This window comes from Falsiroseomonas stagni DSM 19981 (genome assembly GCF_900114315.1).
Taxonomy (GTDB): Bacteria; Pseudomonadota; Alphaproteobacteria; order Acetobacterales; family Acetobacteraceae; genus Falsiroseomonas; species Falsiroseomonas stagni.
Genome location: NZ_FOSQ01000009.1, coordinates 137062 through 160457, shown reverse-complemented (window position 1 = coordinate 160457; position 23396 = coordinate 137062). Strand labels below are relative to the sequence as shown.

The following is a 23396-nucleotide window of genomic DNA, read 5'->3' as shown; positions in this document are numbered from 1 at the left end:
CGTCCCGGCCCCTGCGTCCAGGGGCCGGGTAGCGGATCACGCCAGCAGGTACCCCTCCGGCAGGGAGGGCGCGCCCAGAAGCTCGACCTCGAAATCGGCAAGGCCATCGCCCGTCCAGTCCAGCTGGAGCAGCCCGTTGGCGTAGCGCGCCTGGCCCGCGGCGCTGAAGGCGGCGTCGCCGATGAAGGCGAAGGGCTGGCGACCGTCGATATCGGGGTTCGCGTCGATCCGGCGCAGGTCGATGACGTCCCCGTCATCGGCATCGAAGTCGGTGATCACGTCACGCAGCGCGCCGGGGCGCGAATGCGGGGCGTTGAAGAAGAAGGTGTCGGGTCCCTCTCCCCCGGTCATCCGATCCGTGCCCGAACTGCCGAACAGCACGTCGTTGCCCGCGCCGCCAACCAGCGAATCATTGCCCGCGCCGCCATCCAGCGCATCGGCGCCATTGCCACCGAGCAGCGTATCCGCGCCGCCCTGGCCGCGAAGGGTATCGCCGGCGGTGCCGGCGGAGAGCGCGTTGCCCGCCCCATCGCCATCGACCAGCAGGTGCTCCGTGCCTGTCGCGACCAGGGACAGGGTGAAGGTCGAGGCGCCGGTCTGCGTCACCGTCGCGGTGAAGGCGCCGTTGAAGCCGGACAGGTCGATGATGTGGTCCGCCACCCGGTCGGAGGTGCTGTCGATGGCGAGCCCTTTCAGGATGTAGGTGCCATCGACCCACACATGGTCCAGCAGCACGACCTGCCAGCCCTCGAACCCCGTGAAGCCGTCCAGCCCGCGATAGACCGGCACGTTCGTTGACGTCAGGCCCTCCTGGCGCGTGAAGTCCAGCGCCACGGTCTCTCCCACCGCCAGGTCCAGGATGGTGGCGGTGACGGGGGTGGAGGAGACGCGCGTGATCGTCATGGCGAAGCGGTCGGTACCGAGGCCGCCTTGCAGCAGGTCGCCATCCCCTGCGGTCAGCGTGTCATTGCCGCCGAGCCCTCGCAGATGGTCGTAGCCGTCCGTGCCGGCCAGCAGATCGCCATTGGCCGACCCGTTGCGCAACGCCCGCGCGACCTGGAAGACGAGGCTTCCCGGCGCCGTCTCTGCCAGGGTGAAGTCGCCGTTGCCCACATTGATGAACGTCTCGCCGACCCCGTCGCCATCCCGGTCGATCTCCAGCCCGAACCGGTAGAGCCGGACCTCGCCGGCCATGCCGGAGAAGGCGGAGGTGCCGACAAAGGACAGGCTCGACAGGAAGGAGAGATCCAGCACGTCGCCCAGCGCGAAATCCGCGATGGTCGCGCTCGCGATCTCGCCGAGGACGAATCGATCCGCGCCGATACCGCCGCTGACCGTATCGCCGGCCCCGACGACGATCAGGTCGCGCCCCTCGCCGCCCATCAGCACATCCGCGCCGTCGCCGCCGACCAGCTTGTCGGAACCCGCGCCGCCGGACAGCGTATCGGCGCCAAACCCGCCCAGCAGCGTGTCATGCCCCGCCTGGCCGCTGATCGCATCCGCGCCATTGCTGCCGACGATCAGGTCATCGGCGGCCGATCCGGGCAGCGTGACGGGAAGGCTGTAGCCGAATACCAGGCTGCCTTGCGTCACCTCATCCAGGGACAGGATGCCGCGCGGCTGGGTGATGGTGATCTGGCGGTCGGCGATGGCGTCGCCATCCATGTCGATGGTGATGCCGGTGCCGGTCACCAGCACCTCCCCCGCCTGGCCGGTGAAGCCGCCGCGCACCAGGCGAAGGAAGCCCGCCATGGCGGAGAGGTCGATGAGGTCCCCGCCCTCGGCATCGGTGATCAGGTCGCCGCCGAAGGAATCGAGGCTGCCGAAGACGAAGCGGTCGTCATGGGACCCGCCGCTGAGCGTATCGGCGCCGGCGCCGGCTTCCAGCCGGTCCGCGCCGCGGCCGCCACTCAGCACGCTGCCCGCATCGCCCGCCACCAGCGTGTCGTCGCCCAGATCGCCCGTCAGCGTGTCGGCCCCGGTGCCGCCCACCAGCAGGTCGGCCTCCGTGCCGCCGGACAGGCGGTCATCGCCATCGCCGCCCATCACCGTGTCGGCGCCGGCATTGCCATTCATGCTGTCGGCGCCCGCGCCGCCGGAGAGGCTGTCCGCGCCGTCGGAGCCCAGCAGCGTGTCCGCGCCGTCCTGGCCGAAGGCGGCGCCGCCGGCCAGCCCCATGCGCACCACATCATCGCCACCCTGCGCTCGCAGCGTATCGGCGCCACCGGCGGCATCCAGCGTGTCCGCCCCGGCTGTACCGTTCATCACGCGGTTGGCGAGGATGGTGAAGACCCCGCCGCCTGCCGGCGCGACATAGACGCCACCGGCGAGGGTCAGCGTCGCATCCGCGGTCTGCAGGCTGAGCGCGGTGGAGCCATCCTCCAGCGTCACGCGGATTGCGCGGATCTCATTGCCGGCGCCGGAGAAATCGGCCGAGCCGATGAAGGTGAAGCCGGCGGCGAAGGACAGGTCGAGCCTGTCCCCGGGCCTGGCATCGCCGATGATGTCGCCCGCCATCTCCGCGGCGCTGGCGAAGCGGAAGGTGTCGTTGCCGGCGCCGCCGCTCAGCCGGTCCGCCTCCAGCCCGCCCAGGATAAGGTCATCGCCGTCGCCGCCGGCCAGCGTATCCCGCCCCGCGCCGCCGACCAGCGTATCCGCGCCGCCCTGGCCGAAGATGATGTCGTGGTCGGCACCGATGCCGGCGAGGGTGTCCGCCGCGTTGCCGCCGATCAGCGTGGCCATGATGTCAGATACCCCGAATGGTTAACGGCCTGAATGGTTAACGGAGGGTATCGACCGTGTGGGGGGGGGACAGGGTGGGACGCGAGCCCTCACGGGGTCGTGACAGGCCCGCCTGCCTGAAGGGGGGCCGGAACGAACAGCAGCCAGCCTGCCGCCAGCCCCGCCAGGCTGGCTGGCGGGACGGCGTAGATCGCCAGCAGGGGGGCGAGGAAGACGGCATGACCGGCCAGTTCCAGCGCGGCCTCCGGCCCATCCTCCCGCCAGCCCAGCGCGGCGGAGATGGCGATCGGACCCGCCAGGCTCAGCACCAGTCCGGCCATGGCGAAGCGCTTCAGGATGCCGATCCGCGTCACCACCGCGCTGCGCCGCGCATGCAACAGCGCGGCCGCGGCGCCGAGGGCGGCGCAGGTGCTGATGGCACCGGCCCAGAGTTCCCAATCCCCGATCACCAGCTGCGGCAGCACCAGCAGCGCCAGAACGAATGCGGGCGCCAGGAGCCAGGCGGGCTGGCGCCAGGCGACGGGTCCGCTCAGCGCGGGCAGGGCGCTTCCCCGCCGGGCACCGCCACCAGCGTGCCATCCGCCAGAAGCTGTTCGGCCGAGGCATCCGTCAGCAATTGCGTCGCGCCGCCGGGCTCCCCGAACCACGGCAGGGCGTAGCCGACGCGGGCCAGCAGCGGCGCCTGCACCCGATAGACGCGGTAGGGCAGGGTCGCGCAGTCGCTCGGCAGGGCGCGGGCGCCGAAGGCGGCGCCCCGCGGGCTGAAGAAGCGCCCATTATCCTGGCCGAAGCGGTCCAGCAGCATCCCCGGCGGCAGCACCAGGTAGGTGGCGCGTTCGCCGAAGCCGTTGTCGGGCGGCCAGCGATAGCCCTGCGGCGTCACCCATTCCCGCGCCAAATCGGGCCGCGCGCCCGGCGGCAGGGGTGGCGGTCCGGCGCAGGCGGAGGCCGCCAGCGCCAGCAGCAGCACGGCACGGCGCAGGGTCAGATCTCCCACTGGAACCCATCGATGACGATGTGCTGGCCGGTGATGAAGTTCGGCTGCTCCGCCGCCAGGAAGGCGACGACGCGCGCCACGTCCTGCGGCTTGCCGACGCGCCCCAGCGCGATCTTCTTGGCCAATTCCGCGCCGCGCGACCGGGTCAGGGTGTTGCCGATCTCCGTCTCGATCACGCCCGGGCATACGGCGTTCACGGCGATGTCGGGGCCGAGTTCCTTGGCCAGCGCGCGCGTCATGCCGAGGATGCCGGCCTTGGCGCTGGCATAGGCGAATTTGCTGACCGCGCTCGTGACGCCGCCGGTATGGGCATTGAGGCTGGACATGGACACGATGCGCCCGCCGCCCACCTTCTGCATCAGCGGCACGAAGGCCTGGATGTAGTTGAAGCAGGATTTCAGGTTGATCGCGATGGTGCGGTCGAACTCCTCCTCCGGGCATTCCATGATGGTGCGCGGGTTGGACTTGCCGGCGTTGTTCACCAGCACGTCGCAATGGCCCCATTCCGCTTCGACGGAAGCGGCGATTTCCTTGGCGCGGGCGTGGTCGGCGACATCGGCCTCGAAGGTCAGGCAGGCGCGGCCCATGGCTTCCAGCTCGGCCTTGGTGTTGGCCATCTCGGGCGCCAGCAGATCCACCAGCACCAGGTCGAAGCCGCGCTCCGCCAGCGCATGGGCGCAGCCGCGGCCGATGCCCCGCGCGCCGCCCGTCACCACCGCCACCTTGCGATCCGCCATGCCCGATTCCTCCGTGAAAGCCGCGCCAGCGGGCAGCTTCGGCCGGAACCGATCCCTGCGAAAGGGGGCCGTGACGGCGCCGGCGGAATGGGGCATGATACGCTCAATCGTTATGCTTCATAACAGTCAGGAGGTTTCCCCATGCGCACCCAGGTAGGCATCATCGGCGCGGGCCCCGCGGGGCTGCTGCTGTCGCATCTCCTCCACCTCCAGGGCATCGACAGCGTGGTGCTGGAAGCGCGCAGCCGCTCCTACGTCGAGGAACGGGTGCGGGCGGGTCTGCTGGAACAGGGCAGCGTTGACACGCTGACGGAAGCCGGCGTCGCGGATCGCCTGCACCGGGAGGGCCTGGTCCATCACGGGATCGAGCTGCGCTACGACGGCATCGGCCATCGCATCCCGGTCACGGACCTCACGGGCCGCGTGGTCACGATCTATGGGCAGCAGGAGGTGGTGAAGGACCTCATCGCCGCGCGTCTCGCCGCCGGCACGCATTCCGGCAATCCGGCGATCCTCTTCGATGTGGAGGATGCGGCGGTGCATGACGTCACCAGCGACAACCCGCGCATCACCTTCCGGCATGATGGCAAGGATCATGTGCTGGATTGCGCCTTCATCGGGGGCTGCGATGGCTTCCACGGCATCTGCCGCCCCGCCATCCCGGATCTGCAGATCTTCGAGCGCATCTATCCCTTCGCCTGGCTCGGCATCCTGTCGCGATCGAGGCCGGTGTCGGAGGAGCTGATCTATGCCCGCCACCGCGACGGCTTCGCGCTGGCCACCATGCGGTCCAACAGCGTCTCCCGCCTCTATCTGCAATGCACGCCGGAGGAAGACATCAAGGAATGGCCGGATGCGCGGATCTGGGAGGAGCTGCACCGGCGCCTCGGCGTCGGGTCCGAGCTGGAGGAAGGCGAGATCTTCCAGAAGGGCGTGACGCCCATGCGCAGCTTCGTGTGCGAGACGATGCGCCACGGCCGCCTGTTCCTGGCTGGTGACAGCGCCCACATCGTGCCGCCCACCGGCGCCAAGGGCATGAACCTGGCGATCGCCGATATCCGCGTGCTGGCGCGCGGGCTGGAGCGTTTCTTCGCGAAGGGGGAGACGGATCTCCTCGACCGCTACTCCGACATCTGCCTGCGCCGCATATGGAAGGGGCAGCGCTTCTCCTGGTGGATGACGTCGATGCTGCACCGCTTCGACGGCAACGACCCCTTCGAGCACCGCGTGCAGGTGGCGGAACTGCAATATGTCTCGACCAGCAAGGCGGCGATGACGACGCTGGCGGAGAACTACGTCGGCCTGCCCTACGAGGTGTGAGGGCGCATCAGCCGCACTGATGGAAACCGCCGCCGGGCAGCGGCGCGAGTTCCAGGATGCCGAGGATGGCGGGGCCGCGCGGGTCGATGACCAGCGCGGCGCCCTCCGGGAAGGCGCGGCCGGCGACGGGGTCGCCGAAGACCATGATGGCGGGGGTCCGGTGGCCGACCAGGACGCGGTTGGTGCCGGGGGGTGGCGCCTCCCCGAACAGGCGCCGATGTTCCGCCACCACCCAGGCCAGGCGGGCCCCGGCATAGTCATCGGCCAGCAGGCTGTCCGTGACCTCCACGGCGCCGAAGGCGTGCTCCGCCGTGTCCCGCGCGCGATAGACAGGGCCGGCCAGGATCGGCTGCGCGAGCGGGATGCCGAGGTCGCGCAGCCTCTGCCCGATCAGCGCGGATTGCGCGCGGCCACTGGCGGAGATGTTGCGCTGGCCGGGGCGGTCGCCGATGCGGAAGCTGATGTCGCAATTCTCGCCCCGCGTGTCGGCATGGCGGAAGAACAGCACCAGCCCGCCCTCGCGCAGCCGCGCGACCAGCGCGGCGCCCTCCGGCGTTTCCGCCGTGGTCGGCACCAGGCGTGGCTGCGCGGCGGCGGGGAAGGCGGCCAGCAGCAGGGCCAGGACGGCGCGGCGGTCAGCCCGCAAGGATCGCCTCGACGATCTCCTGCACTTCCAGCGCCTCCCGCAGCGTGGCGAGGTCGACGCGCCCGCCCTGCGTCAGCGCCGCGAGCTTGGAGAGCTGGCCGCGCAGCACCATCGGGCGCATCTCCGCATTGGGCAGCGCGTCCGGCGCGGGGCGGAAGCTGCCGTCGGCGTCGCGCTTCTCGGCGAAGGACCAGTCGCGCAGGCGGATGCTGCCGCCCTCGCAGGACAGGCGCCATTCATTCGCCTCATCCGCCGTGGTGGTGCCGACGCCGCCGCGCAGCGCCACGGGCGTGTCGCCGGCCATCAGCGTGGCGCGCACCGCCGTCTCCGCCCCATCGCCGTCCGGAAAGGTCGCGTCGCGGTCGAGCAGGGTCAGCGCGCCGAGCTGGCGGCGCGTGAGGAACAGGAAGTGGGACAGCACCTCCCGCGTGAAGCCGCCATCCGCGCGCTTCGCCAGCCAGGACGAAGCGCCCATCTGCCAGGCGCGCGGCCAATTGGCGAAATCGGCTGTGATGGACAGGGTCCGCGGGCTGCCGATCTCCCCGCGCCAGGCGGAAAGCTGCGCCACGGCCGGCGACGATGCCATCGGAAAGTTGACGGCGGCGCGGGCGCCGGAGGCCTCGGCCGCCGCGACGAAGCGGCGGGCATCGGGCAGGTCGCTCGCCAGGGGCTTTTCCAGGAAGACGGCGCGGCCGGCGGCGAAGGCGGCCTCGGCATGGGGGATGTGGGAGGAGGGGGGCGAGGCGATATAGAGCGCGTCGCAGGCCGCGATCACCGCCTCCGCACTGGGCAGCATCGGCAGCCCCGGCGCGATGGAGGCGAGGCGCGTGGCGGCGTCGGGGGATGGGTCCCAGACCGCGACGGGCGTGACCTCCGCATGCGTCCGCGCCGCGCCCAGCAGGCGTTCGCCCATGATGCCGAAGCCGACGATGCCGAGCCTGACCGCCATCTGCCCCATCCTTCCCAGTATGTGCAGGGCTTTAACGCGCCGTGGCGTCGCGTCCAGCCCGCATCACGAAGACGATGCAGGAAACCACCGCCAGCACGCCGCAGGCCGTCAGGAAGGGCAGGCGCCAGCTGCCGGTGGCGGTGACCGCCCAGGCGAAGGCGGTGGGGGCCGTCAGGTAGCCAAGGAAACACAGCAGGATGGCGCCCGACGATGCCTCCGCCACGCGATCGGGCGGCGAGACGCGGGCGACCTCCGCCAGGAAGATGCCGTTCCAGCTGGCCGCGGTGAAGCCAGAGAGGATCGCCAGCGGGAAGGCGACCAGCCAGTGGCTGCCCGCGCCGAAGGTGATCCACAGCGCCGAAAGCCCCGCCGCCAGCAGCCCGTGCAGCGCGAGGCTGCGCGTGGCATCGCCGAGGCGGTCCGCCGCCCAGCCCAGCACCAGGCGCCCGGTCACGCCCGCCAGCTGCATGGCGGCGAAGATGCTGCCGGCGGCGGGCAGGCCCATCCCATGCTCCTCCACCAGCCAGGTGACGGTGAAGCTGAACAGGCTGCCCTGGAGGCCGGCGAAGGCGAAGGCCTGGAGCGTGAGGGGCGGCAGCACTGGGTGCATCCGCAGCGCCACCAGCGGCACCAGCAGGCGGCGGATGGTCAGGCTCTCCCGCCAGCTCCGCGTCTCGTCACGCTCCGCGTCCAGGGCCGGGCGCAGCGGCTGGATGCAGGCGGCACAGCACAGCGCGATGCCGATCGCGACCCACATCGCCACCTGCCAGCCGAAGGCGGCGGCCAGCGGCGCGGCGAGGAAACCCGCCAGCGCGCCACCCGCCGGCGCACCCGCCTGCTTGATGGAGAAGATCAGCACGCGGTGCCGCTTCGGCGCGTGCTGCTGCAGGATGCGGCTGCCGGCCGGCCCCGTCGGGCCGTAGCCGAAGCCCAGCAGCAGCGCCGCCAGCGGCATCAGCCAGGCATGGCCGAGGGAGGCCACCACCAGCGCCACGCTGCCGATGACCGCACCCGCCTGGATCATCCGCAGCGGCCCGTGCCGCGCCACCAGCGGCGTGCCGAACAGAAGAAATGCTATGGCGCCAAGGGTGTTGAGCGAGGAGAAATTGCCCACGGTCTGCGGCGGCAGGCCGAGGTCGTTCATCATCAGCGGCGCCACCACGGGGATGACCTGGTTCAGGAAGCTGCCGACCGTCTGCATCAGCAGCGTGGCCGACAGCGCCGCGACCCAGGCCTTCATCCCGCTGTCGCCGTCAGCGCCTCAGCCGGATGTCGAGGCCCTGGCGGATCCAGCGGCCCTCGATGATGTCGAGGTCCGTGATGCCGGAGGGCCGCGACTTGGAGGGCTGTTCACGCAGATGCGGCGCGCGCTCCCGCTTCCAGATGTCGTAAAGCCGGCGGAGTTCCACCAGCGGCAGCGGGTGGTCATCGACGCGAATGGAGAGGTCCGGGAAATCCTCCGTCGTCGTCAGCACCAGCGCGGCGGATTGGCGGCCGCGGCGGTCTCCGCCCGCGGCTTCCCCGGCATCGAGGGCCGCCAGCAGGCGCTCCGCCAGCTTGAGGTCGTGGTTGGCCGCGAAGGCGGCGTAGGTATCGGCCAGCACGGCGGGGCCGGCCAGCATGTTGCCGGCGAAGGAGACATGGGCGGAGGTCACATCCCCGCACCATTCCACGCAGTTCTTCCCCGTATAGGCGGCGCTGCGGCCGTGGCGGTCCACGGCGTGGATCTGGCGCAGGCCCCGGCCCTCATCCGCCGCCAGGGCGCTTTCGATGGCGGCGGCGGGGGACAGGCCGCGCGCCATGCCGTCCAGCACGGCGGGGCCGAGGTAGCGGTTGGTCATGGACTGGGTGGAAACGGCGCCGACGCCCGATCGGACGAAGGGGCAGGAGGCACCGACAGCGAAGGCGCAGGTGGTGACGGCGACGGCGAAGGCGCCAGTCTCCGGATCATGGGCGACGACCGACCAGGTCATGGCGAGGTTCCGACTCTAGAATAGGGCGCAGACTACAGGCCGAAGTGCCGTTGCGCGCCAGGGGGTCTGCGGCCATTTTGCGGCGAAGTTCAACGCCGGGAGGATATCGACCATGCGCCAGCCGATTTCGCGCCGCAGCATTCTTGCGGCCCTGCCTGTCCTTGCCGCGCCGGCCCTGATGCCGCGCATGGCCTTCGGCCAGGGCGCCTGGCCGGAAAGGCCCATCCGCCTGATCGTCCCCTTCGGCGCCGGCGGCGCGATCGACACCTTGTCCCGCACCGTCGCCGCCAAATTCCCCGAGGTGACGGGCGGCCAGACGCTGGTGGTGGAGAACCGGCCCGGCGCCGGTGGCACCATCGCGGGCGCCGCGGTGGCGCGTGAACGGCCGGATGGGCTGACGCTGATGATGGCCGATATCGGCGCCAATGCCATCGGCAAGGAACTGATCCCGACGCTGAGCTACGACCCGCCGACGGCCTTCACCCCCATCATCCACCTCGTGAACCTGCCCGCGGTGCTGATGGCGCATCCGACGGTCACGGCGACCACCGTGCAGCAGGTGATCGACCAGGCGCGCGCCCGGCCGGATGGCTTCACCTATTCCTCCGCCGGCAACGGCAATGGCAGCCATCTCTTCATGGCGCTGTTCCTGAAGGAGGCGGGCATCAAGATGGTGCATGTCCCCTACCGGTCCGGGGCGGAGATGGTGACGGCCCTGATCCGCGGCGACGCGCAGTTCGGCTTCCCCACCGTCTCCTCCGGCATCGGGCAGATCCGGCAGGGCAATGCGCGGGCGATCGCGGTGGGCAATGCCTCCGGCACGCCGCTGCTGCCGGGCATTCCCGCCGTCTCCACCGTGCTCCCGGGCTTCGAATGCGCGGTGTGGCACGGCATCGTGGCGCCGGCCGGCATGGATGCGGGCCTCGCCGCCCGGATCAACGAGGTCTTCGGCCGGATCGCCGCGATGGAGGATGTGAAGCAGCGCATCTTCGACGGCCAGGCGGGTGCCGTGGTCGGCGGCACGCCGGAGGATTTCGCCAACCACATCCGGCGCGAGGTCGCGCGCTGGACGCCGGTGATCCGCGATGGCGGGATCCGCGTGGAATGAGCACGCCGCCCGCGCTTCGCACGCTGTCCGCCGTGCTGGTGGTGGGCGACGTCGCGCGGGCGATCGGCTTCTACGTGGAAATGCTTGGCTGCATCGAGTGTTTCCGCGTCGGCGATCCGCCGCACTACGCGGCGGTGGAGCGCGAGGCGCTGGTGCTGAGCCTGATGCCGGCATCCCGCGCGCCCGCCGCCCTCGGCCAGGCGCATCTGCATGTGATGGTGACGGGCCTCGATGACCTGCATGCCGAGATCGCGGGGCGGGGCGTGGCGATCGAGGTGAAGCCGACCGATTTCGACTATGGCCTGCGCGAATTCTCGCTGCGCGATCCCGATGGCAACCGGATCACCTTCGGGGAGGAGGTCCCGCTGTGACATTGAGGTCACTAAGGGCCTTGAGAGCGTTTTAGAATCGCTCAAAAATTTAGGGTTTCCGGCAAGTGCCTGATCCAGGCCGATAATCCGCCGGATTCTAAAGCCCGTTTAGCCGATTAGCCCAGTTTAGCACGTTTAGTTGGGGTCTTTGCGGCGCCGGGCGTGGCAGGGATGTTGGCAGGCCGGAACATAACAAGAATCCCCTGCCGTGTCGAAGGATTTCCGCGGGCGGGGCGAGGCTCGGCTGGACGGTCCTGTCGTGGCGGCGCAGCATCGATCCGGGTGCGGGGATCGGGCGATGCTGGACATGCTGGACGAGGCGCCCGCCTGGGCTGGCGCCGTGGTGGCCCTGATCGGGCTGGTCCTGGCCGCCTTCGGCGCCTGGTCCTGGCGGCTCTGCCAGCAGCTGCGGGGCGCGCGGCTGGTCCCGGTCGCCGGCCCCCATGCCGGGCAGGGCCCGCGCGCCGTGGCGCTGCAGGGGCGGTCCGAATCGCCGCCCGAGGGCGACCTGGCCGCGCCGCTGACCGGCCGGGCCTGCCACTGGTTCAGCTTCCGGGTGGAAGCCCTTCGCAAGCAGGCCGGGCAGGACCAGGAGCGCTGGGTGGAGATCGAGCGGGGCACCAGCCTCCGGCCCATCCTGCTGCGGGACGCGACCGGCCTGGCCAGCATCGACCCGGCGGGCGCCACCATGACGGGGACGGAGACGGAAAGCTGGACCAGCGATGGCCCGCCGCCCGCCGCCGGGATGGGGGAGGCGCTGGCGACCATCGCCTCCGTCGCCATCCAGGGGCGGCTGGAGACGCGGCGCTATACGGAGGAGGTGATCCCCGCCGGCGCGCCCCTGTTCGTGCTGGGCAGCCTGACGCCGGCCCCTGCCGGCCCTTCTGCCGTCCGGGCGCCGGAGAGCGGCTATTTCGCCATCTCCACCCTCTCCCCCGAGGCGACGGCGCGGCGGCACCTGCTGGCGGCGGCGGGGCAGGGGGCGGGCGCCGCGGTGCTGGTGGGCGCGGGCGTGTTCATGACGATGCGGCGCCGGGCGGCCGGCCCCTGATGTCGGCGGGGCGCTGGTCTCAGCCCTTCCGGGCCAGCAGGGCGAAGGCCAGGGCGTAGTCCGGCCCGGCGCGGCGGCCGAGGAGGCGGGCGGCCTCGATGAATTCGGGGTCTTCCTCCAGCGGTGCGAGGGCCGCGGCGGCGCCGGGCAGGGCCCAGCCGGGGGAGAGGAACAGCCCGTCGCTGCGGATCACCGTCAGCCCCACGGCGCGTAACATGCCGGTGAGTTCCTGCACGCTGAAGCCGCGGCCGGGGACGGGCAGGCCGAGCCGGCGGAGTGCGCGCAGCGGCAGGCTTTCGCGGTTCGGCGCCGTGACCATCAGCCGCCCGCCACGGGCCAGCACGCGCGCGGCCTCCGCCAGGGCGGCCGGCGGATCGGCCAGGGCATCGATGGTGTCGATCATCAGGGCGGCGTCGAAGCTGGACTCCGCGAAGCCGAGGCGCGCGGCATCCATCCGGGCGAAGGCGAAGGGGGATGGCGCGGCGTGGCGCGGCAGGGCGCGGGCCAGGGCGCTGTCCGCGACATCGATGCCCGCCACCAGCGCCGCACCCGGCAGCAGCGCGCCGAGCCGCCCGGCGCCGCAGCCGATATCGAGCACCGCCTGGCCGGTGGCGGGGGCCAGGTAGTCGGCGATCAGGCGATCCGTCTCCTCCTGGAAGGCGCGTTCCCGCGCCACGCCCGGCACGCCGCCGGGGGCGAGCCAGGGGCGGGGGGGCGTGTCGCGTGCCTCTGGCCGCGCGGGGCGACGCGCGGGGATGGCCGTGGCGAGGGCTGCGGCGAGGGCGGGCGGCGGCGCGATGTGGGCGGGTTTCGGGGCCTCCGCCGCGGGGCGGGGCGGTTCCGGCGGCAGGGCGTCCCGGTAGACGTGGAAGGCGCGGACATGGGGGCTTTCGTCCAGATCCTTGTCGCCGGGGAGGGGGCTGGTCGCGAAGACGACGAAGACCTCATTGGCGAAGATCGGGCGCGCGGCGGCGGAGAGGGCGAGGAGGAAGCGGCGGGGGATGTCCGCCAGCTGGCCCTTGTGGACGACGATCCAGGCGAAGGCGCGGGGCTCCGCGTTCTCGGCTGCTTGGTAGCGCTCGGCGCGGGGGATGACGAAGCGGAAGGGATCCGGCGCCAGGACACGATCGGGGGCGGCGAGGCGGGAGCGGAGGAACTCCGCGGTGGCCGCCCAGGGCTTGTCGTCATGGGGGAAGGACATGGGGATCCAGTGGGACGGCGTGTGGGGGAGAGTGTCGCGAAGGTGGGGGGGTGGGGCAAGCGAGGGGGGGGGGTGAGCGCGCGGAGGGCCTCGTTGGACGCGCACACGTCGACACATGTTTCGGGAAGCGTTTGGTGGCGTCGCAGGGACGCAGCTACCGGAAAATCCCCCGGCATTGCCCGCTGACATAAAGTCTATCTCTCCGCCTGCTTGTGAAGCGCGTTAATATACTCGGCGAGAGCGGCAAAGAGGCTCCCGTACTGCTCTAAAGGCGTTTCATTCCCTTTCGTGCGGCCGCTTCGCACGTTTGATCGCAGCGCGGTCCAATTCGATTTCGTGGTCGCCAGACTTAAGCTTCACTCTCGACGCATCCCCCAAAAGGGCGGACGCTAAATGGTCGGCCGGACTGTCGGCAGCCTCGTGGCGTGATTCGCCTGATATGAAGAGGTTCCGGGAGATAGCGTCAAGCAACTGAACTGGGATAGTGCTGTCTTGACTCGCTTTCCATTCGAACGTCGTCTCGACTACCCAACTTGCGCGGCTGATATCGAGTTCAAGCTGTCGAAGTTGGAATTCAGCGTCGGCGTGCCGGGCGGACCATTGTGTAAGCCACCTCAGAAACCAGACCGCTGTGCCCGTAGCGACGAAGGTCACCCCGAAGCTCTTCAGCCAGAAAAAGGCTTTGTCCCAAAAATCGGGACCTTGTGGCGGCAATAGGAAAATTATAGCGAGCAGCAGGATGCAAACGGACTCGATCGCAATAACTGTTCTGATGACGGGCTGCCGAAGCTTTCTCGTGTCCTCGGTGAGTTGAAATTTTGTTTTATAAGCAGCCAGATGCTCTTGGAGGTTTTTCTGAAGATCTCTTCGGGCGTGTGTGTTATTTCTGTCATCGAGCTGCTTTTCTCGCTCTTCGAGCTTGGCTTTCTCTGCTTTGATTGCGGACACGCGCGCTTCATATTCCGCGAAAAGCTTCGCTTTCTCCTCTTTCGCTGCTCGGTCAAGCTCTCCCTTGCGTTCCCTGAGTTCGCGTTCGCCTTCGATTCTTGCTTTGGTGAGTTCTTCGCCCACTGCCGACAATTGCCGGCGCATTCCATCCAAGAACTGTTGGTGATTTCGGGACAATTCCCCCAGTCTTGTGTCGTCAATCCCTGTAAAGCTTGAGGTAAGGCTAGCGCCTAATTCAGTTTCGATTATTTCATTTATTTTGATGGCGGTTTCGGGGTGTATTAAATGACCTTGATTAAAGGTTATGCTGTCCGTATGCAACGAAGACTGAAGTCCTCCCTGGACCCTTTGTCCTCTTTCGAATGTGAGTGAGAATAAATTTTGATTTTGTGCTGGCTCATCCGGTCTCCGGTTAGAGTCTCCATATCGAATGGAAAAGCCGCTTTTGTTGGCGATTTCGTCTCTAAGTTTTTTTCGGCTCGGGCCGTCAATTCTAATTTCTGATCCATAGAGATAGAAATTAAAATTAGAAAATTCAAGTTCGACGGCGAGGCGGTCAAATAATTTCAATATTTGATCGTCTGTGCAGCGCGGTACGAGCTTCACGTTGTTGGACATGCGCCCTGATCCTGGACCCGCGACTCACCCACTCGTCCAGAGCTTAGCGCAATGCGGTCGAATTCGAAACGGAATTGGAAGATCCGCTATTGGCCTTAGCCGGCCAATTTCGTCCGCTCAACCGCAGCCCCTCACCCCCCCCCACACCCCATCGCATCCGCCAGCGCCCCGAAATCCGGCGCCACCACGTCCCAATCCTGCGCCGGCGCCAGATCCTTCGTCTGCCCAGCCCCGTGCTCCATCGGCCGGGGAATGAACCCCGTGAGGAAGCCGGTGCTGCGGGCCGCTGCCAGGTCCCCGTTATGGGCGGCGCAGAGCATCACCTCCTCCGGCCGCAGCCCCAGGATTGCCGCGGTGTTGAGGTAGGCGGCGGGGCTCGGCTTGTAGGCTTGCGCCACTTCCGCGCCGAGGATCGCGTCCCAGGGCAGGCCGGCGCGCTTGGCCATGTTCAGCAGCAGCGCGACGTTGCCGTTGGACAGGGGCGCGATGATGTAGCGGGTCTTGAGGCGCGTCAGGCCCGCGACGCTATCTGGCCAAGGGTCCAGGCGGTGCCAGGCGCGATTCAGGTGGTCCAGTTCAGCCTCCGCCACCGTGGCGGGGTCCAGGCCGTGGTCGCGCAGCACGGCCTCCAGATTCTCGCTGTGCAGCACGTCGAGCCGCGTGAAGGGGCGGGCGCCGCTGCGCACCGCCTCCATCGCCGGCTGGTAGCGGCGCCGCCAGGCATCGGCGAAGGCGGCGGGGTCCACCGCGATGCCATGCTTCGCAAGGAAGGGCGCGGCTTCCCGCGCCACCCCGCTGCGCCAGTCCACGACGGTCCCGAAGACGTCGAAGACCAGCGCCTTCACGCCGGCCGTCATTCGGCGGCCTTCGCGGGCGGCAGGTTGCCGGCGGCCGCGGCCCACTTCCGGTCGAACTCCCAGACGTCGGGAAAACCCATCAGCTCGCACATCTTCGCGAAGCTGTAGTCGGCGTTGACCGACATGTTGTTGGAATGCCCATCGGCCTTGAGCTGGCCGTAGGCGCGTTCCAGGGCGCCGGCGATCGTCAGGAAACCGACCGCGGGGTAGATGGCGATGCGGTAGCCCATGGCGTGCAGCTTGTCCGCCGGCACGATGGGGGTGCGGCCGCCCTCGACCATATTGGCAAACAGGGGCTTCTTGATGTGGCGGCCGACCTCGGCCATCTCCGCCTCGCTCTCCGGGCTTTCGATGAAGATCACGTCGGCGCCGGCATCCGCATACATCAGGCCGCGGCGGATCGCCTCATCCAGCCCGTGGCCGGTGCGGGCATCGGTGCGGGCGATGATGAGGAAATCCTCGCTCTGGCGGGCCTCGGCGGCGACGCGGATCTTCAGCGCCATCTCCTCGGCCGGGATCACCTTGCGGCCCGGCGTGTGGCCGCACTTCTTGGGGACTTCCTGGTCCTCCAGCTGGATGGCGGTGACGCCGGCATCCTCATAGCCGCGGACGGTGTGGCGGACGTTGAGCAGCCCGCCATAGCCGGTGTCGGCGTCGGAGATCACCGGCGTCTTGCAGCCCTTGGCGATGGTGCCCATGCGGCTGACCATGTCGGTGTAGGTGGCGATGCCGACATCAGCGAGACCCAGATGCGACGCGGTCACGCCGAAGCCGGTGGCGTAGAGCGCCCGAAAGCCCATGCCGTCCGCGACCTTGGCGGAGATCATGTCGAAGACGCCGGGGGCGAGGATGAATTCGTCGTTCTTCAGTGCCTGGCGCAGGCTGGGATGCGGCATGGTCTGGGTTTCCTTCAGGCTTGTTCGAGCAGGTAGCCGACATTGGCGCGCAGCGCGATGTCGCGGATCTGGCGATCCAAAGCGGGGGGGATGGGGATGCCATCGGCCAGGCGGGCCTCGCGTTCCGCATTCTCGGGATCGCCAGGGATGAGGACGGGAAGGGCGGGGTCGGCGGGGGGTGTCGCGCGCAGCACCTCCACCATGTCATCGAGGTCGTGTTCGAAGGCGCCGGGCAGGCGGAAGGCCGTCGGGTCGATGGCCAGCATGAAGTGGCCGATATTGTCGGGGTCCTCCGGCCGCTGGGTGCGGTTGCGGATGGGGGAGAAGGAGGCGCCGGACAGCGTGGCGCCCAGAATGTGGGCCATCATGCCGAGGCCGTAGCCCTTGTGGCTCGCCATGTCGGGCGTGCCACCGACCGGGGAGAGGCCGCCTTCGGGCTTCTGGAACACCTGCGCGACGGCGGCGTCGCCATCGGTGACGGGGTTGCCCGCGCCATCCATCACCCAGCCCTCGGGGATCGGCTTGCCGCGGAGTGCCTTGGCGCGGACCTTGTTGGCGGCGGCCGTGGTGGTCGCCATGTCCAGCACCACCGGGGGCTGGCGGCGGCCGGGGGCGGCGAAGGCGATGGGGTTGGTGCCGAGCACCGGCATCGCGCCGCGCGTCGGCACCATCGCGAGGGTCTTGGTGCCGCTGGTGACCAGCGCCACGCAGCCCTCCGCCGCGGCCTGGCGGACATACCAGCCGGCGGCGCCGAAATGGTGGGAGTTGACGACGGCGACGGCGCCGACGCCGACCTCCTTCGCCTTCTTCACGGCGAGCCGCATTGCGAAGGCGGCGGCGGGGTGGCCGAGGCCGGCGCCGCCATCGACCAGCGCCACGGGCCCGCCTTCCCGCAGCACGGTGGGCCGGGCATCGAGCTTTACCTGGCCGGCGCGGCGCATGCCCTCATAGCTCGCCAGCATGCCGATGCCGTGGCTGTCCACGCCCATCAGGTCCGTGTCGAGCATGACGGTGGCGGTCTCCTCCGCCAGGTCCCGGGGCATGCCCCAGGCGGTGAGGATGGCGAGGATCTGTGCCCTCACGCTGTCTGCCGTCGCGCGCATGGCCTGCGTTTCTCCCCCGAGAGGCGGAAGGGGTGGACCGGCCCGGCCGATGCGTCAACGGGGCGGGGCGTGGAGGGGGCGGGATGGCGGCGGGTTATCTTGAAAACGATACGATTGCATCCTCGTGAGGCAAGGGATATGAATTGCGCGTTGATCTGGACAGGTCCCCCCCATGGCAGACCAGCGAACCGAAGCCCCTCCGACCACAGAGACGGCTGCTTCCCTGGCCACGCAGCGGCGCGGCCGGGCCGATCCCTTCGCGCATGGCGCCCTGCCGATGCGGCCGAACTACCTGCCGGAGGAGGATGAGGGCGGTGGCAACCGGTCCGAATTGTGGAGCGTGGCCAAGGCTCTGCTGATCGCGGCCGCCGTGATCCTGGTGATGGGATGGCTGCTGGCGCGTTCCGCCTAGGGTCGGGCTTCGTGCCGGGGTTTCTGCCTGTGCGCGGGGTGCGAAGGGCGTAGGCTGCCGCCGGAAGCGTCCCGCGTGCCGCCGCAGGAGATCACGCCATGCCGAGTGACAGCCCGCCACCCCATGCGCCCCGGCCCGGGCATGGGCCGGACCACCATGTGCTGCCCCATCGCGGAGAGGCGCGGCCCGATCCCTTCGCGGTGGAGGGGGACCACAAGACCATGCGGCCGAACTCCCACCCGGAGGAAAGCGGGACCGGCAGCGATGGCTGGACGGCGGCCAAGGGGGCGGTGCTGTTCGTCCTGGGCGCGGCGGTGGTGGCCTGGCTGCTCTACAGCCTGCTGGCCTGAGGGGGGCTGATCGCAGGGTTTGCAACGGGTTTGGCGCTTCGGTATTCCTGGCGCATGAACACGGCCCGTCGTCCCCTGCTTGCCGCCGCCCTGTCCCTGGCCGGGGCGCCGCTTGGCCTGGTGCCGCGCAGCGCCGGCGCCCAGGCCCTGTCCGCCGACAGCACCGGCGCCACGCTGCGCCTGGTGGAACGGCTGCTGCGGCTGGATGAGGACGGGCTCGACCCGCGCCACTACGCCATTCCCGATACCGCGCTGGCGGCGGCCGATGCGGCGTCCTACCGGCTGGCGCTGCACCGGGCGGCGTCGCTGGCGCTGATGGACCTGCTGGGCGGGCGGGTACGGGAATTGCCGGGCCGGCCCGATCTGCGGCGGGACGCGGCGGCGGTCGGCATGGATCGCTGGCTGGCGGAACTGGCGGCGACGCCCGACCCGGCCGGGGTGATCGAGCGTGCCGCGCTGCTGCCGCCGGGCGCCGCCGCGCTGAAGGCGGAATTGCTGGCGCAGAAGCAGATCGCGCGGCGCGGCCAGGGCGCCACCATCCCCGGCGACACGACGATCGACCCCGGCAGCGTGGACGCCACGCGCATCCCCGCGCTGCGGGCCAGGCTCTCCGTGGAGGACCCGGTGCTGGCGGCCGCGCCCGATGCCGGCGCGCGCTATGACAGCGTGCTGGAAGCGGCGGTGCGGCGGTGGCAGGCGCTTCAGGGGCTGGAGGTGGATGGGCGCGTCGGGCGCATCTCCATCGGGCTGCTGAACCGGCCCCTCGCCGCGCGGGTGGACCAGGTGCGGGTCGCGATGGACATGGCCCGGGCGCGGATGGCGGAGCCGTCGGAGCGTCGCATCGATGTGAACGTGCCCGACTACACGCTGCGCGTGGTGGAGGAAGGGCGGGACCTGCTGACGATGGCCGTCATCGTCGGGCGGCGGGACCGCGCCACGCCGATGCTGCGCGTGCGGATGACGGCGCTGCAGTTCAACCCGCCCTGGGGCGTGCCCGAACGCAATGCGCGGGAGGATCTGCTGCCGCGCTTCCGCCGCGACCCGCAGGCGATGATCGACAAGGGTTTCCGGGTGTTCGGCATGGTGGATGGGCAGCGGCAGGAGATCGATCCCCGCACCATCGACTGGGCCAGCATCAACCCGCAGCGCATCCCCTTCTTCATCCGGCAGGATGCGGGGGATTTCTCGGCGCTCGGCCGCATCAAGTTCATCATGCCGAACAACGACGACATCTACCTGCACGATACGCCCGACCGGCACCTGTTCCGGCGGCCGGACCGGGCCTTCTCCTCCGGCTGCATCCGGCTGGAGCGGCCGAACGACCTGATGGCGCTGCTGCTGGACGGGATGCCGGGCTGGGACCTGGCCCGCGCGCTGCGGGCGATCGAGGCGCGAACCACCAGCGCCGTGTCGCTGCGCCGGCAACTTCCGGTGCTGCTGCGCTATGACACCGTGACGGTGGAAGCGGGGGGGCGCGTGCGGATCAGGCCGGACATCTATGAGCTGGACGCGGCCTATGCCCGCGCCATGGCCGCCGCGCGGCCCATGCAGGTCGCGGCGCGGTGATGCGGCCGTTCGGGGGCGGGTGCCCGTGCTGCGAGGGCGCCGCCCATGGCGTGCCGCGCCGCGGCTTCATGGCGGCGGCGGTCGGCCTCGCCTTGGGGGTGGCATCGCCGGCGATTGCCCAGGGGGGCGCGCCGCGGGTGCTGCGCGTCAGGCGCCAGGTGGTGGGGGACAGCTTCTCCGGCGTCTATTGGCGCGACGGGCGGTATGACCGGGATGCGCTGCGGCAGCTCGACACCGTGTTCCGCGACCTCTCCGCCGCCGAACTCACGCCGATGGATCCCCGGCTGTTCGACGTGATGTCCATCCTGGCGTGGACGCTGGACAGCGACGAGACCTATGAGGTCGTCAGCGGCTACCGCACGCCGGAGACGAATGCGCGGAATGCGGGGCGGAGCCGCCGCGTCTCCACCGTGTCGCTGCACATGTCGGGCATGGCGGCGGATTGCCGGCTGCCGGGGCGGCAGGGGCTGGGGCTGGCGAGGGTCGCGTCCGAATTGCAACTCGGCGGCGTCGGGCTCTATTCCCGCGACGGCTTCGTGCACCTGGATTGCGGGCCGGTTCGCCGCTGGTAGGCGGGGGCTGGTAGCGTCTACTTCCTGAAGGCCCGCAGGCCGAGCAGCGCGCCAGCGGCGGCCAGCATGGCGCCGGCCAGGCCGGTCCAGGCCAGGCCTGCGGCGCCGATGACGATGCCGCCATAGGCCGCGCCGGCGCCCTGGCCGGCGAAGGTGGTGGCGCCGTTCAGCGCGATGGCCACGGCGCGGTCCTGCGGCGCCAGGTGCATCAGCCGCGTCTGCACCAGGGGCGCCAGGGCGAACAAGGCGACCGATCCCGCGAAGACGCAGAGCGCCAGCGGGGCGGCGTGCCAGAAGGCCTGCGGCGTCAGCAGCAGCAGCGTGTAGCCCACCAGCGCCACGGCCAGCAGGACGAACAGCATCACCGGGATGCGCGCGCCCTGGCTGCCCGCCACGCGGCTGCCGATGGCGATGCCGGCCAGGCTGCCCAGGCCGATGAAGACCTGGATGGCGCCGATGCCGCTGCCCTCGATCCCGGTGGCGGCCGTCACGATGGGGCCGAGATAGGCGGCGATGCAGAACAGCCCCGCAAAGGCCAGCAGCGTGGTGCCCAGCAGCGTCGCGATGGCGGGCCGGAGGATGATGCCGAGGGAGGCCGCACCGCCGCGATCGGTGCTGGGCAGCCGCGGCAGGCCGAATTGCACGCCGAGCGCGGCGAGGCCCGCCAGCGCGCCCGAGAAGATGAAGCAGCCCCGCCACCCCGCCACGCCGCCGATGGCGGTGCCCAGCGGAATGCCGAGGGAGAAGGCCAGAGTCAGCCCGGACAGCACGATGGCGATGGCACGGCCCCGCTGTTCCGGCGGCACGAGCATGGAGGCCGCGACCCCCGGCATCACCAGCGTCACCGCCAGCCCCGCCGCGACGCGCAGCATCAGCGCCGTGGAGAAATCGGTGGCGAAGGCGGTGGCGATGTTCAGCGCCGCCACCAGGCCAAGGCCCCAGACCAGCATGGCGCGGCGATCCAGCCGGGCCGTCAGCGCGGCCACCGGCGCGCCGGCGATGGCATAGGTCAGCGCATAGGCGGCGGCCAATTGCCCGGCGGTGGCCAGCGACACGCCGAGATCCGCGGCCAGGTTGGCGAGCAGCCCGGTGAAGGCATAGGCCCCGGTGGCGGAGGCGAATTGCGCCGCGGTGAGCAGCCAGATGCGGCGATCCATGGGAAGCCTTATGCCCGGGCGGGACGGCCGAGCCGTTCGCCGAGCTGTTCGAGGATGGTGATGGCGCTGTCCTGGTCGCCGAGTTCGGCCGCGACGCCGTCCTGCGCCGCCTGCCACAGCGGCAGGGCAGCGGCGAAGCGGGCCTGGCCGGCTGCCGTCAGCGCGTGGCCCGGGGTCAGGAAGCCGCTGGCGCCGAGGGTCGCCAGCGCGCGGAGCAGGCTGGTGCGTTCCAGGCCCAGCATCTCCGCCAGATGCGTCAGGTCCCGGTGCCTCCCCATCCTGAGCGCGGCGAGCACGCTGAACTGCGTGGGCTTGAGGCCCACGGGTGCCAGGTGCCGTTCGTAATGCCGCGTGAGCGCGCGCGTGGCGCGGCGGGTGCGGAAGCCGAAGCAGGCGCGGAGATCGGGCTCGGGCGTCACCCTGGTGCATATGCACCAGGGGCCGGGCCCGGTCACATTATCCTTTGGTCACGGTGTCTCATGCCAACGGCCGCTTGCAGCGGCTCGTTGGCATTTTCCGCCGCCCTCAAGCGCGTCGTGCCGCAGGCACGCCTTCGGCGTGACGCGCGGCCTCCCGCCGCTTGGCGTCACGGCAGCGCCGTGACCGTGCCGCAGGCACGCCTTCGGCGTGACGCGCGGCCTCCGGCCGCTTGGCGCCACGGCAGCGCCGTGACCGTGCCGCAGGCACGCCTTCGGCGTGACGCACTGGCGGCGGGCCGCATTCCGGGACCCCATGCGCGTTGCAAAGCGACGCGCATGGGCGCCCGTCGCGGCCTCGGCCGGCTTCGCCGGCCGCAGTTCATTGCATCGTGCCGTTGGTATCATTCCACGGGTCCGCGAAGCGCAGCCCCGCGCGGCGGAAGGCGCAGCCGAGTTCGATGGCGGCGGCGGTCGCGGCATAGGCGTCCCAGGGGGTCATGCGGCGCAGCAGGCAGGCCAGGGCCTCGCGCCTCGGCCCGCGCTGGGCACAGGCCAGCGCCAGGAGCAGGGCCGGTTCCTCCCCCACCAGGCGGGGGCATAGGGGGCAGCCGACCGTCAGGGGCGACTGGGCGAGGGCGCGGAGAAGGCGGTCCAGCGGCTCCGCCGCGTCGCCCGCATCCTCGGTCGCGAGCAGGTGGCGGATGGCGGGCAGGGCCGGGGTGCCGGTGCGGGCGGCGCGGGCCCAGGCGCGGGCGGCGTCGATGGCCAGGCGCTCGGCCGCGGGCAGCGCCTCGGCCTCGGCATTGGTCCAGGGCCAGCGGGGGAGGCCGGTTGTCGCCATCTGGGAATCGCTCCTGTGCCTGTCGGAGCCCAGGTCTATCGCAATTGAGAAGCGTTCGCAATTAGAGCCTGGCCGGGCCGGGTCACAGCAGGGCGAGGGTCTGGGGGTCCGGCTGGCCGTCGCCATGCAGTGCCAGGGCTTCCGCGAACAGAGGGTCGGCGGGGGCGGCGGCGGCGAAGAGGGTCATGCAGGAGCGGAACTTCAGCGCATCGATCCCGCCGAGGATGTCCGCCAGGGGCCGCGGCGCGGCGGCATTCACCAGGGCGGTGCAGTCGCGCAGCCGCGGGCCGAGGATGGGGTGGGCGAGCCAGTCCTTCGCGTCCTGGAGCGTGTGGAGCGCGTAGAAGCGCGCGGTGTCGCTGCGGGCCAGGCCGGCGAGTTGGGGGAAGACGAACCACATCCAATGCGTCCGCTTGCGGCCGGCGGCGAGTTCGGCGCGGACCTGGTGGATGAGCGGGTCCTGGGCGGCGAGGAAGCGGGTGGGGTCGAAGGGGAGTGGTGAGGGGGGCATGGGTTGCTCTTTACCCGCACCCCGCCAGCCTACGGCGTTGCGGCAGCGCCG

At 70.5% G+C, this 23396-nt stretch carries 25 protein-coding genes; 8 read left to right on the top strand and 17 right to left on the bottom strand.

What is annotated here, in order from left to right:
- Window positions 1–36: 36 nt before the first annotated feature.
- From BM041_RS20860 to BM041_RS20845, 4 genes are all read right to left on the bottom strand, one after another.
- Window positions 37–2742: a calcium-binding protein gene (locus BM041_RS20860; RefSeq protein ID WP_092961828.1), complete on the bottom strand. Its 2706-nt coding sequence runs from the start codon at window positions 2740–2742 to the stop codon at window positions 37–39.
- 89 nt (window positions 2743–2831) lie between these two features.
- Window positions 2832–3206 carry a hypothetical protein gene (locus BM041_RS20855; RefSeq protein ID WP_092961827.1) on the bottom strand — a complete coding sequence of 125 codons (375 nt, stop codon included), beginning with the start codon at window positions 3204–3206 and terminating at the stop codon, window positions 2832–2834.
- 65 nt (window positions 3207–3271) lie between these two features.
- On the bottom strand, window positions 3272–3739 hold the full coding sequence (locus tag BM041_RS31480; protein WP_245762202.1) for a TNT domain-containing protein: 468 nt from the start codon (window positions 3737–3739) through the stop codon (window positions 3272–3274).
- On the bottom strand, window positions 3727–4476 hold the full coding sequence (locus tag BM041_RS20845; RefSeq protein WP_092961901.1) for an SDR family NAD(P)-dependent oxidoreductase: 750 nt from the start codon (window positions 4474–4476) through the stop codon (window positions 3727–3729). Before BM041_RS20845 ends, BM041_RS31480 begins: the two co-directional genes overlap by 13 nt.
- Window positions 4477–4617: 141 nt before the next feature.
- Between BM041_RS20845 and BM041_RS20840 the strand changes: the two genes are divergently transcribed.
- Entirely contained in the window at window positions 4618–5796 is a 1179-nt protein-coding gene (locus BM041_RS20840; protein ID WP_092961826.1) for a 4-hydroxybenzoate 3-monooxygenase, read from the top strand.
- Window positions 5797–5803: 7 nt separating this feature from the next.
- On the opposite strand, the gene BM041_RS20835 is transcribed toward BM041_RS20840, so the two are convergent.
- From BM041_RS20835 to BM041_RS20820, 4 genes are read right to left on the bottom strand one after another with little or no spacing between them, the layout of a single operon-like run.
- Entirely contained in the window at window positions 5804–6442 is a 639-nt protein-coding gene (locus BM041_RS20835) for a histidine phosphatase family protein (protein ID WP_092961825.1), read from the bottom strand.
- Window positions 6432–7391: a Gfo/Idh/MocA family protein gene (locus tag BM041_RS20830; RefSeq protein ID WP_092961824.1), complete on the bottom strand. Its 960-nt coding sequence runs from the start codon at window positions 7389–7391 to the stop codon at window positions 6432–6434. Before BM041_RS20830 ends, BM041_RS20835 begins: the two co-directional genes overlap by 11 nt.
- 31 nt (window positions 7392–7422) lie before the next feature.
- Window positions 7423–8631, bottom strand: coding sequence for an MFS transporter (locus BM041_RS20825; RefSeq protein WP_092961823.1), 1209 nt, complete (start codon window positions 8629–8631; stop codon window positions 7423–7425).
- A 13-nt stretch (window positions 8632–8644) separates the two neighbouring features.
- Window positions 8645–9364 carry a DUF1028 domain-containing protein gene (locus BM041_RS20820; protein WP_092961822.1) on the bottom strand — a complete coding sequence of 240 codons (720 nt, stop codon included), beginning with the start codon at window positions 9362–9364 and terminating at the stop codon, window positions 8645–8647.
- A 112-nt stretch (window positions 9365–9476) separates the two neighbouring features.
- On the opposite strand from BM041_RS20820, the gene BM041_RS20815 reads away from it, so the two are divergent.
- From BM041_RS20815 to BM041_RS20805, 3 genes are all read left to right on the top strand, one after another.
- Entirely contained in the window at window positions 9477–10472 is a 996-nt protein-coding gene (locus BM041_RS20815) for a Bug family tripartite tricarboxylate transporter substrate binding protein (RefSeq protein ID WP_092961821.1), read from the top strand.
- Entirely contained in the window at window positions 10469–10843 is a 375-nt protein-coding gene (locus BM041_RS20810; RefSeq protein WP_092961820.1) for a glyoxalase superfamily protein, read from the top strand. The genes BM041_RS20815 and BM041_RS20810 overlap by 4 nt, the downstream gene beginning before the upstream one ends.
- 298 nt (window positions 10844–11141) lie before the next feature.
- Window positions 11142–11894 carry a GIDE domain-containing protein gene (locus BM041_RS20805; protein WP_092961819.1) on the top strand — a complete coding sequence of 251 codons (753 nt, stop codon included), beginning with the start codon at window positions 11142–11144 and terminating at the stop codon, window positions 11892–11894.
- A 19-nt stretch (window positions 11895–11913) separates the two neighbouring features.
- Here BM041_RS20805 and BM041_RS20800 read toward each other — a convergent pair whose 3' ends face one another.
- From BM041_RS20800 to BM041_RS20780, 5 genes are all read right to left on the bottom strand, one after another.
- Complete coding sequence (locus tag BM041_RS20800; protein WP_175534064.1) at window positions 11914–13095, bottom strand: class I SAM-dependent methyltransferase; 1182 nt, start codon at window positions 13093–13095, stop codon at window positions 11914–11916.
- Window positions 13096–13371: 276 nt separating this feature from the next.
- A complete protein-coding gene (locus BM041_RS30080; RefSeq protein WP_139226122.1) occupies window positions 13372–14661 on the bottom strand; it encodes a hypothetical protein in 1290 nt (429 codons plus the stop codon).
- A gap of 131 nt (window positions 14662–14792) precedes the next feature.
- On the bottom strand, window positions 14793–15506 hold the full coding sequence (locus BM041_RS20790; protein ID WP_245762201.1) for a haloacid dehalogenase type II: 714 nt from the start codon (window positions 15504–15506) through the stop codon (window positions 14793–14795).
- An 8-nt stretch (window positions 15507–15514) separates the two neighbouring features.
- Window positions 15515–16414, bottom strand: coding sequence for an isocitrate lyase/PEP mutase family protein (locus BM041_RS20785; RefSeq protein WP_092961815.1), 900 nt, complete (start codon window positions 16412–16414; stop codon window positions 15515–15517).
- A gap of 14 nt (window positions 16415–16428) precedes the next feature.
- Complete coding sequence (locus BM041_RS20780; protein WP_092961814.1) at window positions 16429–17517, bottom strand: Ldh family oxidoreductase; 1089 nt, start codon at window positions 17515–17517, stop codon at window positions 16429–16431.
- A gap of 172 nt (window positions 17518–17689) precedes the next feature.
- On the opposite strand from BM041_RS20780, the gene BM041_RS20775 reads away from it, so the two are divergent.
- The 4 genes from BM041_RS20775 to BM041_RS20760 all read left to right on the top strand — a co-directional run bounded on the left by BM041_RS20775 (window position 17690) and on the right by BM041_RS20760 (window position 20417).
- A complete protein-coding gene (locus BM041_RS20775) occupies window positions 17690–17929 on the top strand; it encodes a hypothetical protein (protein ID WP_092961813.1) in 240 nt (79 codons plus the stop codon).
- A 98-nt stretch (window positions 17930–18027) separates the two neighbouring features.
- Window positions 18028–18279 carry a hypothetical protein gene (locus BM041_RS20770; protein WP_092961812.1) on the top strand — a complete coding sequence of 84 codons (252 nt, stop codon included), beginning with the start codon at window positions 18028–18030 and terminating at the stop codon, window positions 18277–18279.
- Window positions 18280–18333: 54 nt separating this feature from the next.
- Window positions 18334–19845 (top strand): L,D-transpeptidase family protein, encoded by a 1512-nt coding sequence (locus tag BM041_RS20765; RefSeq protein WP_092961900.1) that lies wholly within the window; start codon window positions 18334–18336, stop codon window positions 19843–19845.
- Between the two features lie 50 nt (window positions 19846–19895).
- Window positions 19896–20417 carry a DUF882 domain-containing protein gene (locus BM041_RS20760; RefSeq protein WP_245762200.1) on the top strand — a complete coding sequence of 174 codons (522 nt, stop codon included), beginning with the start codon at window positions 19896–19898 and terminating at the stop codon, window positions 20415–20417.
- A 17-nt stretch (window positions 20418–20434) separates the two neighbouring features.
- Here BM041_RS20760 and BM041_RS20755 read toward each other — a convergent pair whose 3' ends face one another.
- The 4 genes from BM041_RS20755 to BM041_RS20745 form a co-directional block, all read right to left on the bottom strand.
- Window positions 20435–21574, bottom strand: a complete 1140-nt coding sequence (locus tag BM041_RS20755; RefSeq protein WP_175534063.1) for an MFS transporter — start codon at window positions 21572–21574, stop codon at window positions 20435–20437.
- Window positions 21575–21582: 8 nt separating this feature from the next.
- Window positions 21583–21993, bottom strand: a complete 411-nt coding sequence (locus tag BM041_RS30720) for a MarR family winged helix-turn-helix transcriptional regulator (protein WP_175534062.1) — start codon at window positions 21991–21993, stop codon at window positions 21583–21585.
- Between the two features lie 379 nt (window positions 21994–22372).
- Window positions 22373–22834, bottom strand: a complete 462-nt coding sequence (locus BM041_RS20750) for a hypothetical protein (RefSeq protein ID WP_092961809.1) — start codon at window positions 22832–22834, stop codon at window positions 22373–22375.
- An 82-nt stretch (window positions 22835–22916) separates the two neighbouring features.
- Window positions 22917–23345: a DUF1810 domain-containing protein gene (locus BM041_RS20745; RefSeq protein ID WP_092961808.1), complete on the bottom strand. Its 429-nt coding sequence runs from the start codon at window positions 23343–23345 to the stop codon at window positions 22917–22919.
- Window positions 23346–23396 lie beyond the last annotated feature (51 nt).

Excerpts from the sequence above, each read along its gene's own strand:
- BM041_RS20860 (WP_092961828.1), bottom strand. The coding sequence starts at position 2,742 with ATGGCCACGCTGATCGGCGGCAACGCGGCGGACACCCTCGCCGGCATC.
- BM041_RS20845 (WP_092961901.1), bottom strand. The coding sequence starts at position 4,476 with ATGGCGGATCGCAAGGTGGCGGTGGTGACGGGCGGCGCGCGGGGCATC.
- BM041_RS20840 (WP_092961826.1), top strand. The coding sequence starts at position 4,618 with ATGCGCACCCAGGTAGGCATCATCGGCGCGGGCCCCGCGGGGCTGCTG.
- BM041_RS20830 (WP_092961824.1), bottom strand. The coding sequence starts at position 7,391 with ATGGCGGTCAGGCTCGGCATCGTCGGCTTCGGCATCATGGGCGAACGC.
- BM041_RS20825 (WP_092961823.1), bottom strand. The coding sequence starts at position 8,631 with ATGAAGGCCTGGGTCGCGGCGCTGTCGGCCACGCTGCTGATGCAGACG.
- BM041_RS20820 (WP_092961822.1), bottom strand. The coding sequence starts at position 9,364 with ATGACCTGGTCGGTCGTCGCCCATGATCCGGAGACTGGCGCCTTCGCC.
- BM041_RS20815 (WP_092961821.1), top strand. The coding sequence starts at position 9,477 with ATGCGCCAGCCGATTTCGCGCCGCAGCATTCTTGCGGCCCTGCCTGTC.
- BM041_RS20810 (WP_092961820.1), top strand. The coding sequence starts at position 10,469 with ATGAGCACGCCGCCCGCGCTTCGCACGCTGTCCGCCGTGCTGGTGGTG.
- BM041_RS20805 (WP_092961819.1), top strand. The coding sequence starts at position 11,142 with ATGCTGGACATGCTGGACGAGGCGCCCGCCTGGGCTGGCGCCGTGGTG.
- BM041_RS20800 (WP_175534064.1), bottom strand. The coding sequence starts at position 13,095 with ATGTCCTTCCCCCATGACGACAAGCCCTGGGCGGCCACCGCGGAGTTC.
- BM041_RS30080 (WP_139226122.1), bottom strand. The coding sequence starts at position 14,661 with ATGTCCAACAACGTGAAGCTCGTACCGCGCTGCACAGACGATCAAATA.
- BM041_RS20785 (WP_092961815.1), bottom strand. The coding sequence starts at position 16,414 with ATGCCGCATCCCAGCCTGCGCCAGGCACTGAAGAACGACGAATTCATC.
- BM041_RS20780 (WP_092961814.1), bottom strand. The coding sequence starts at position 17,517 with ATGCGCGCGACGGCAGACAGCGTGAGGGCACAGATCCTCGCCATCCTC.
- BM041_RS20775 (WP_092961813.1), top strand. The coding sequence starts at position 17,690 with ATGGCAGACCAGCGAACCGAAGCCCCTCCGACCACAGAGACGGCTGCT.
- BM041_RS20770 (WP_092961812.1), top strand. The coding sequence starts at position 18,028 with ATGCCGAGTGACAGCCCGCCACCCCATGCGCCCCGGCCCGGGCATGGG.
- BM041_RS20765 (WP_092961900.1), top strand. The coding sequence starts at position 18,334 with ATGAACACGGCCCGTCGTCCCCTGCTTGCCGCCGCCCTGTCCCTGGCC.
- BM041_RS20755 (WP_175534063.1), bottom strand. The coding sequence starts at position 21,574 with ATGGATCGCCGCATCTGGCTGCTCACCGCGGCGCAATTCGCCTCCGCC.
- BM041_RS20750 (WP_092961809.1), bottom strand. The coding sequence starts at position 22,834 with ATGGCGACAACCGGCCTCCCCCGCTGGCCCTGGACCAATGCCGAGGCC.
- BM041_RS20745 (WP_092961808.1), bottom strand. The coding sequence starts at position 23,345 with ATGCCCCCCTCACCACTCCCCTTCGACCCCACCCGCTTCCTCGCCGCC.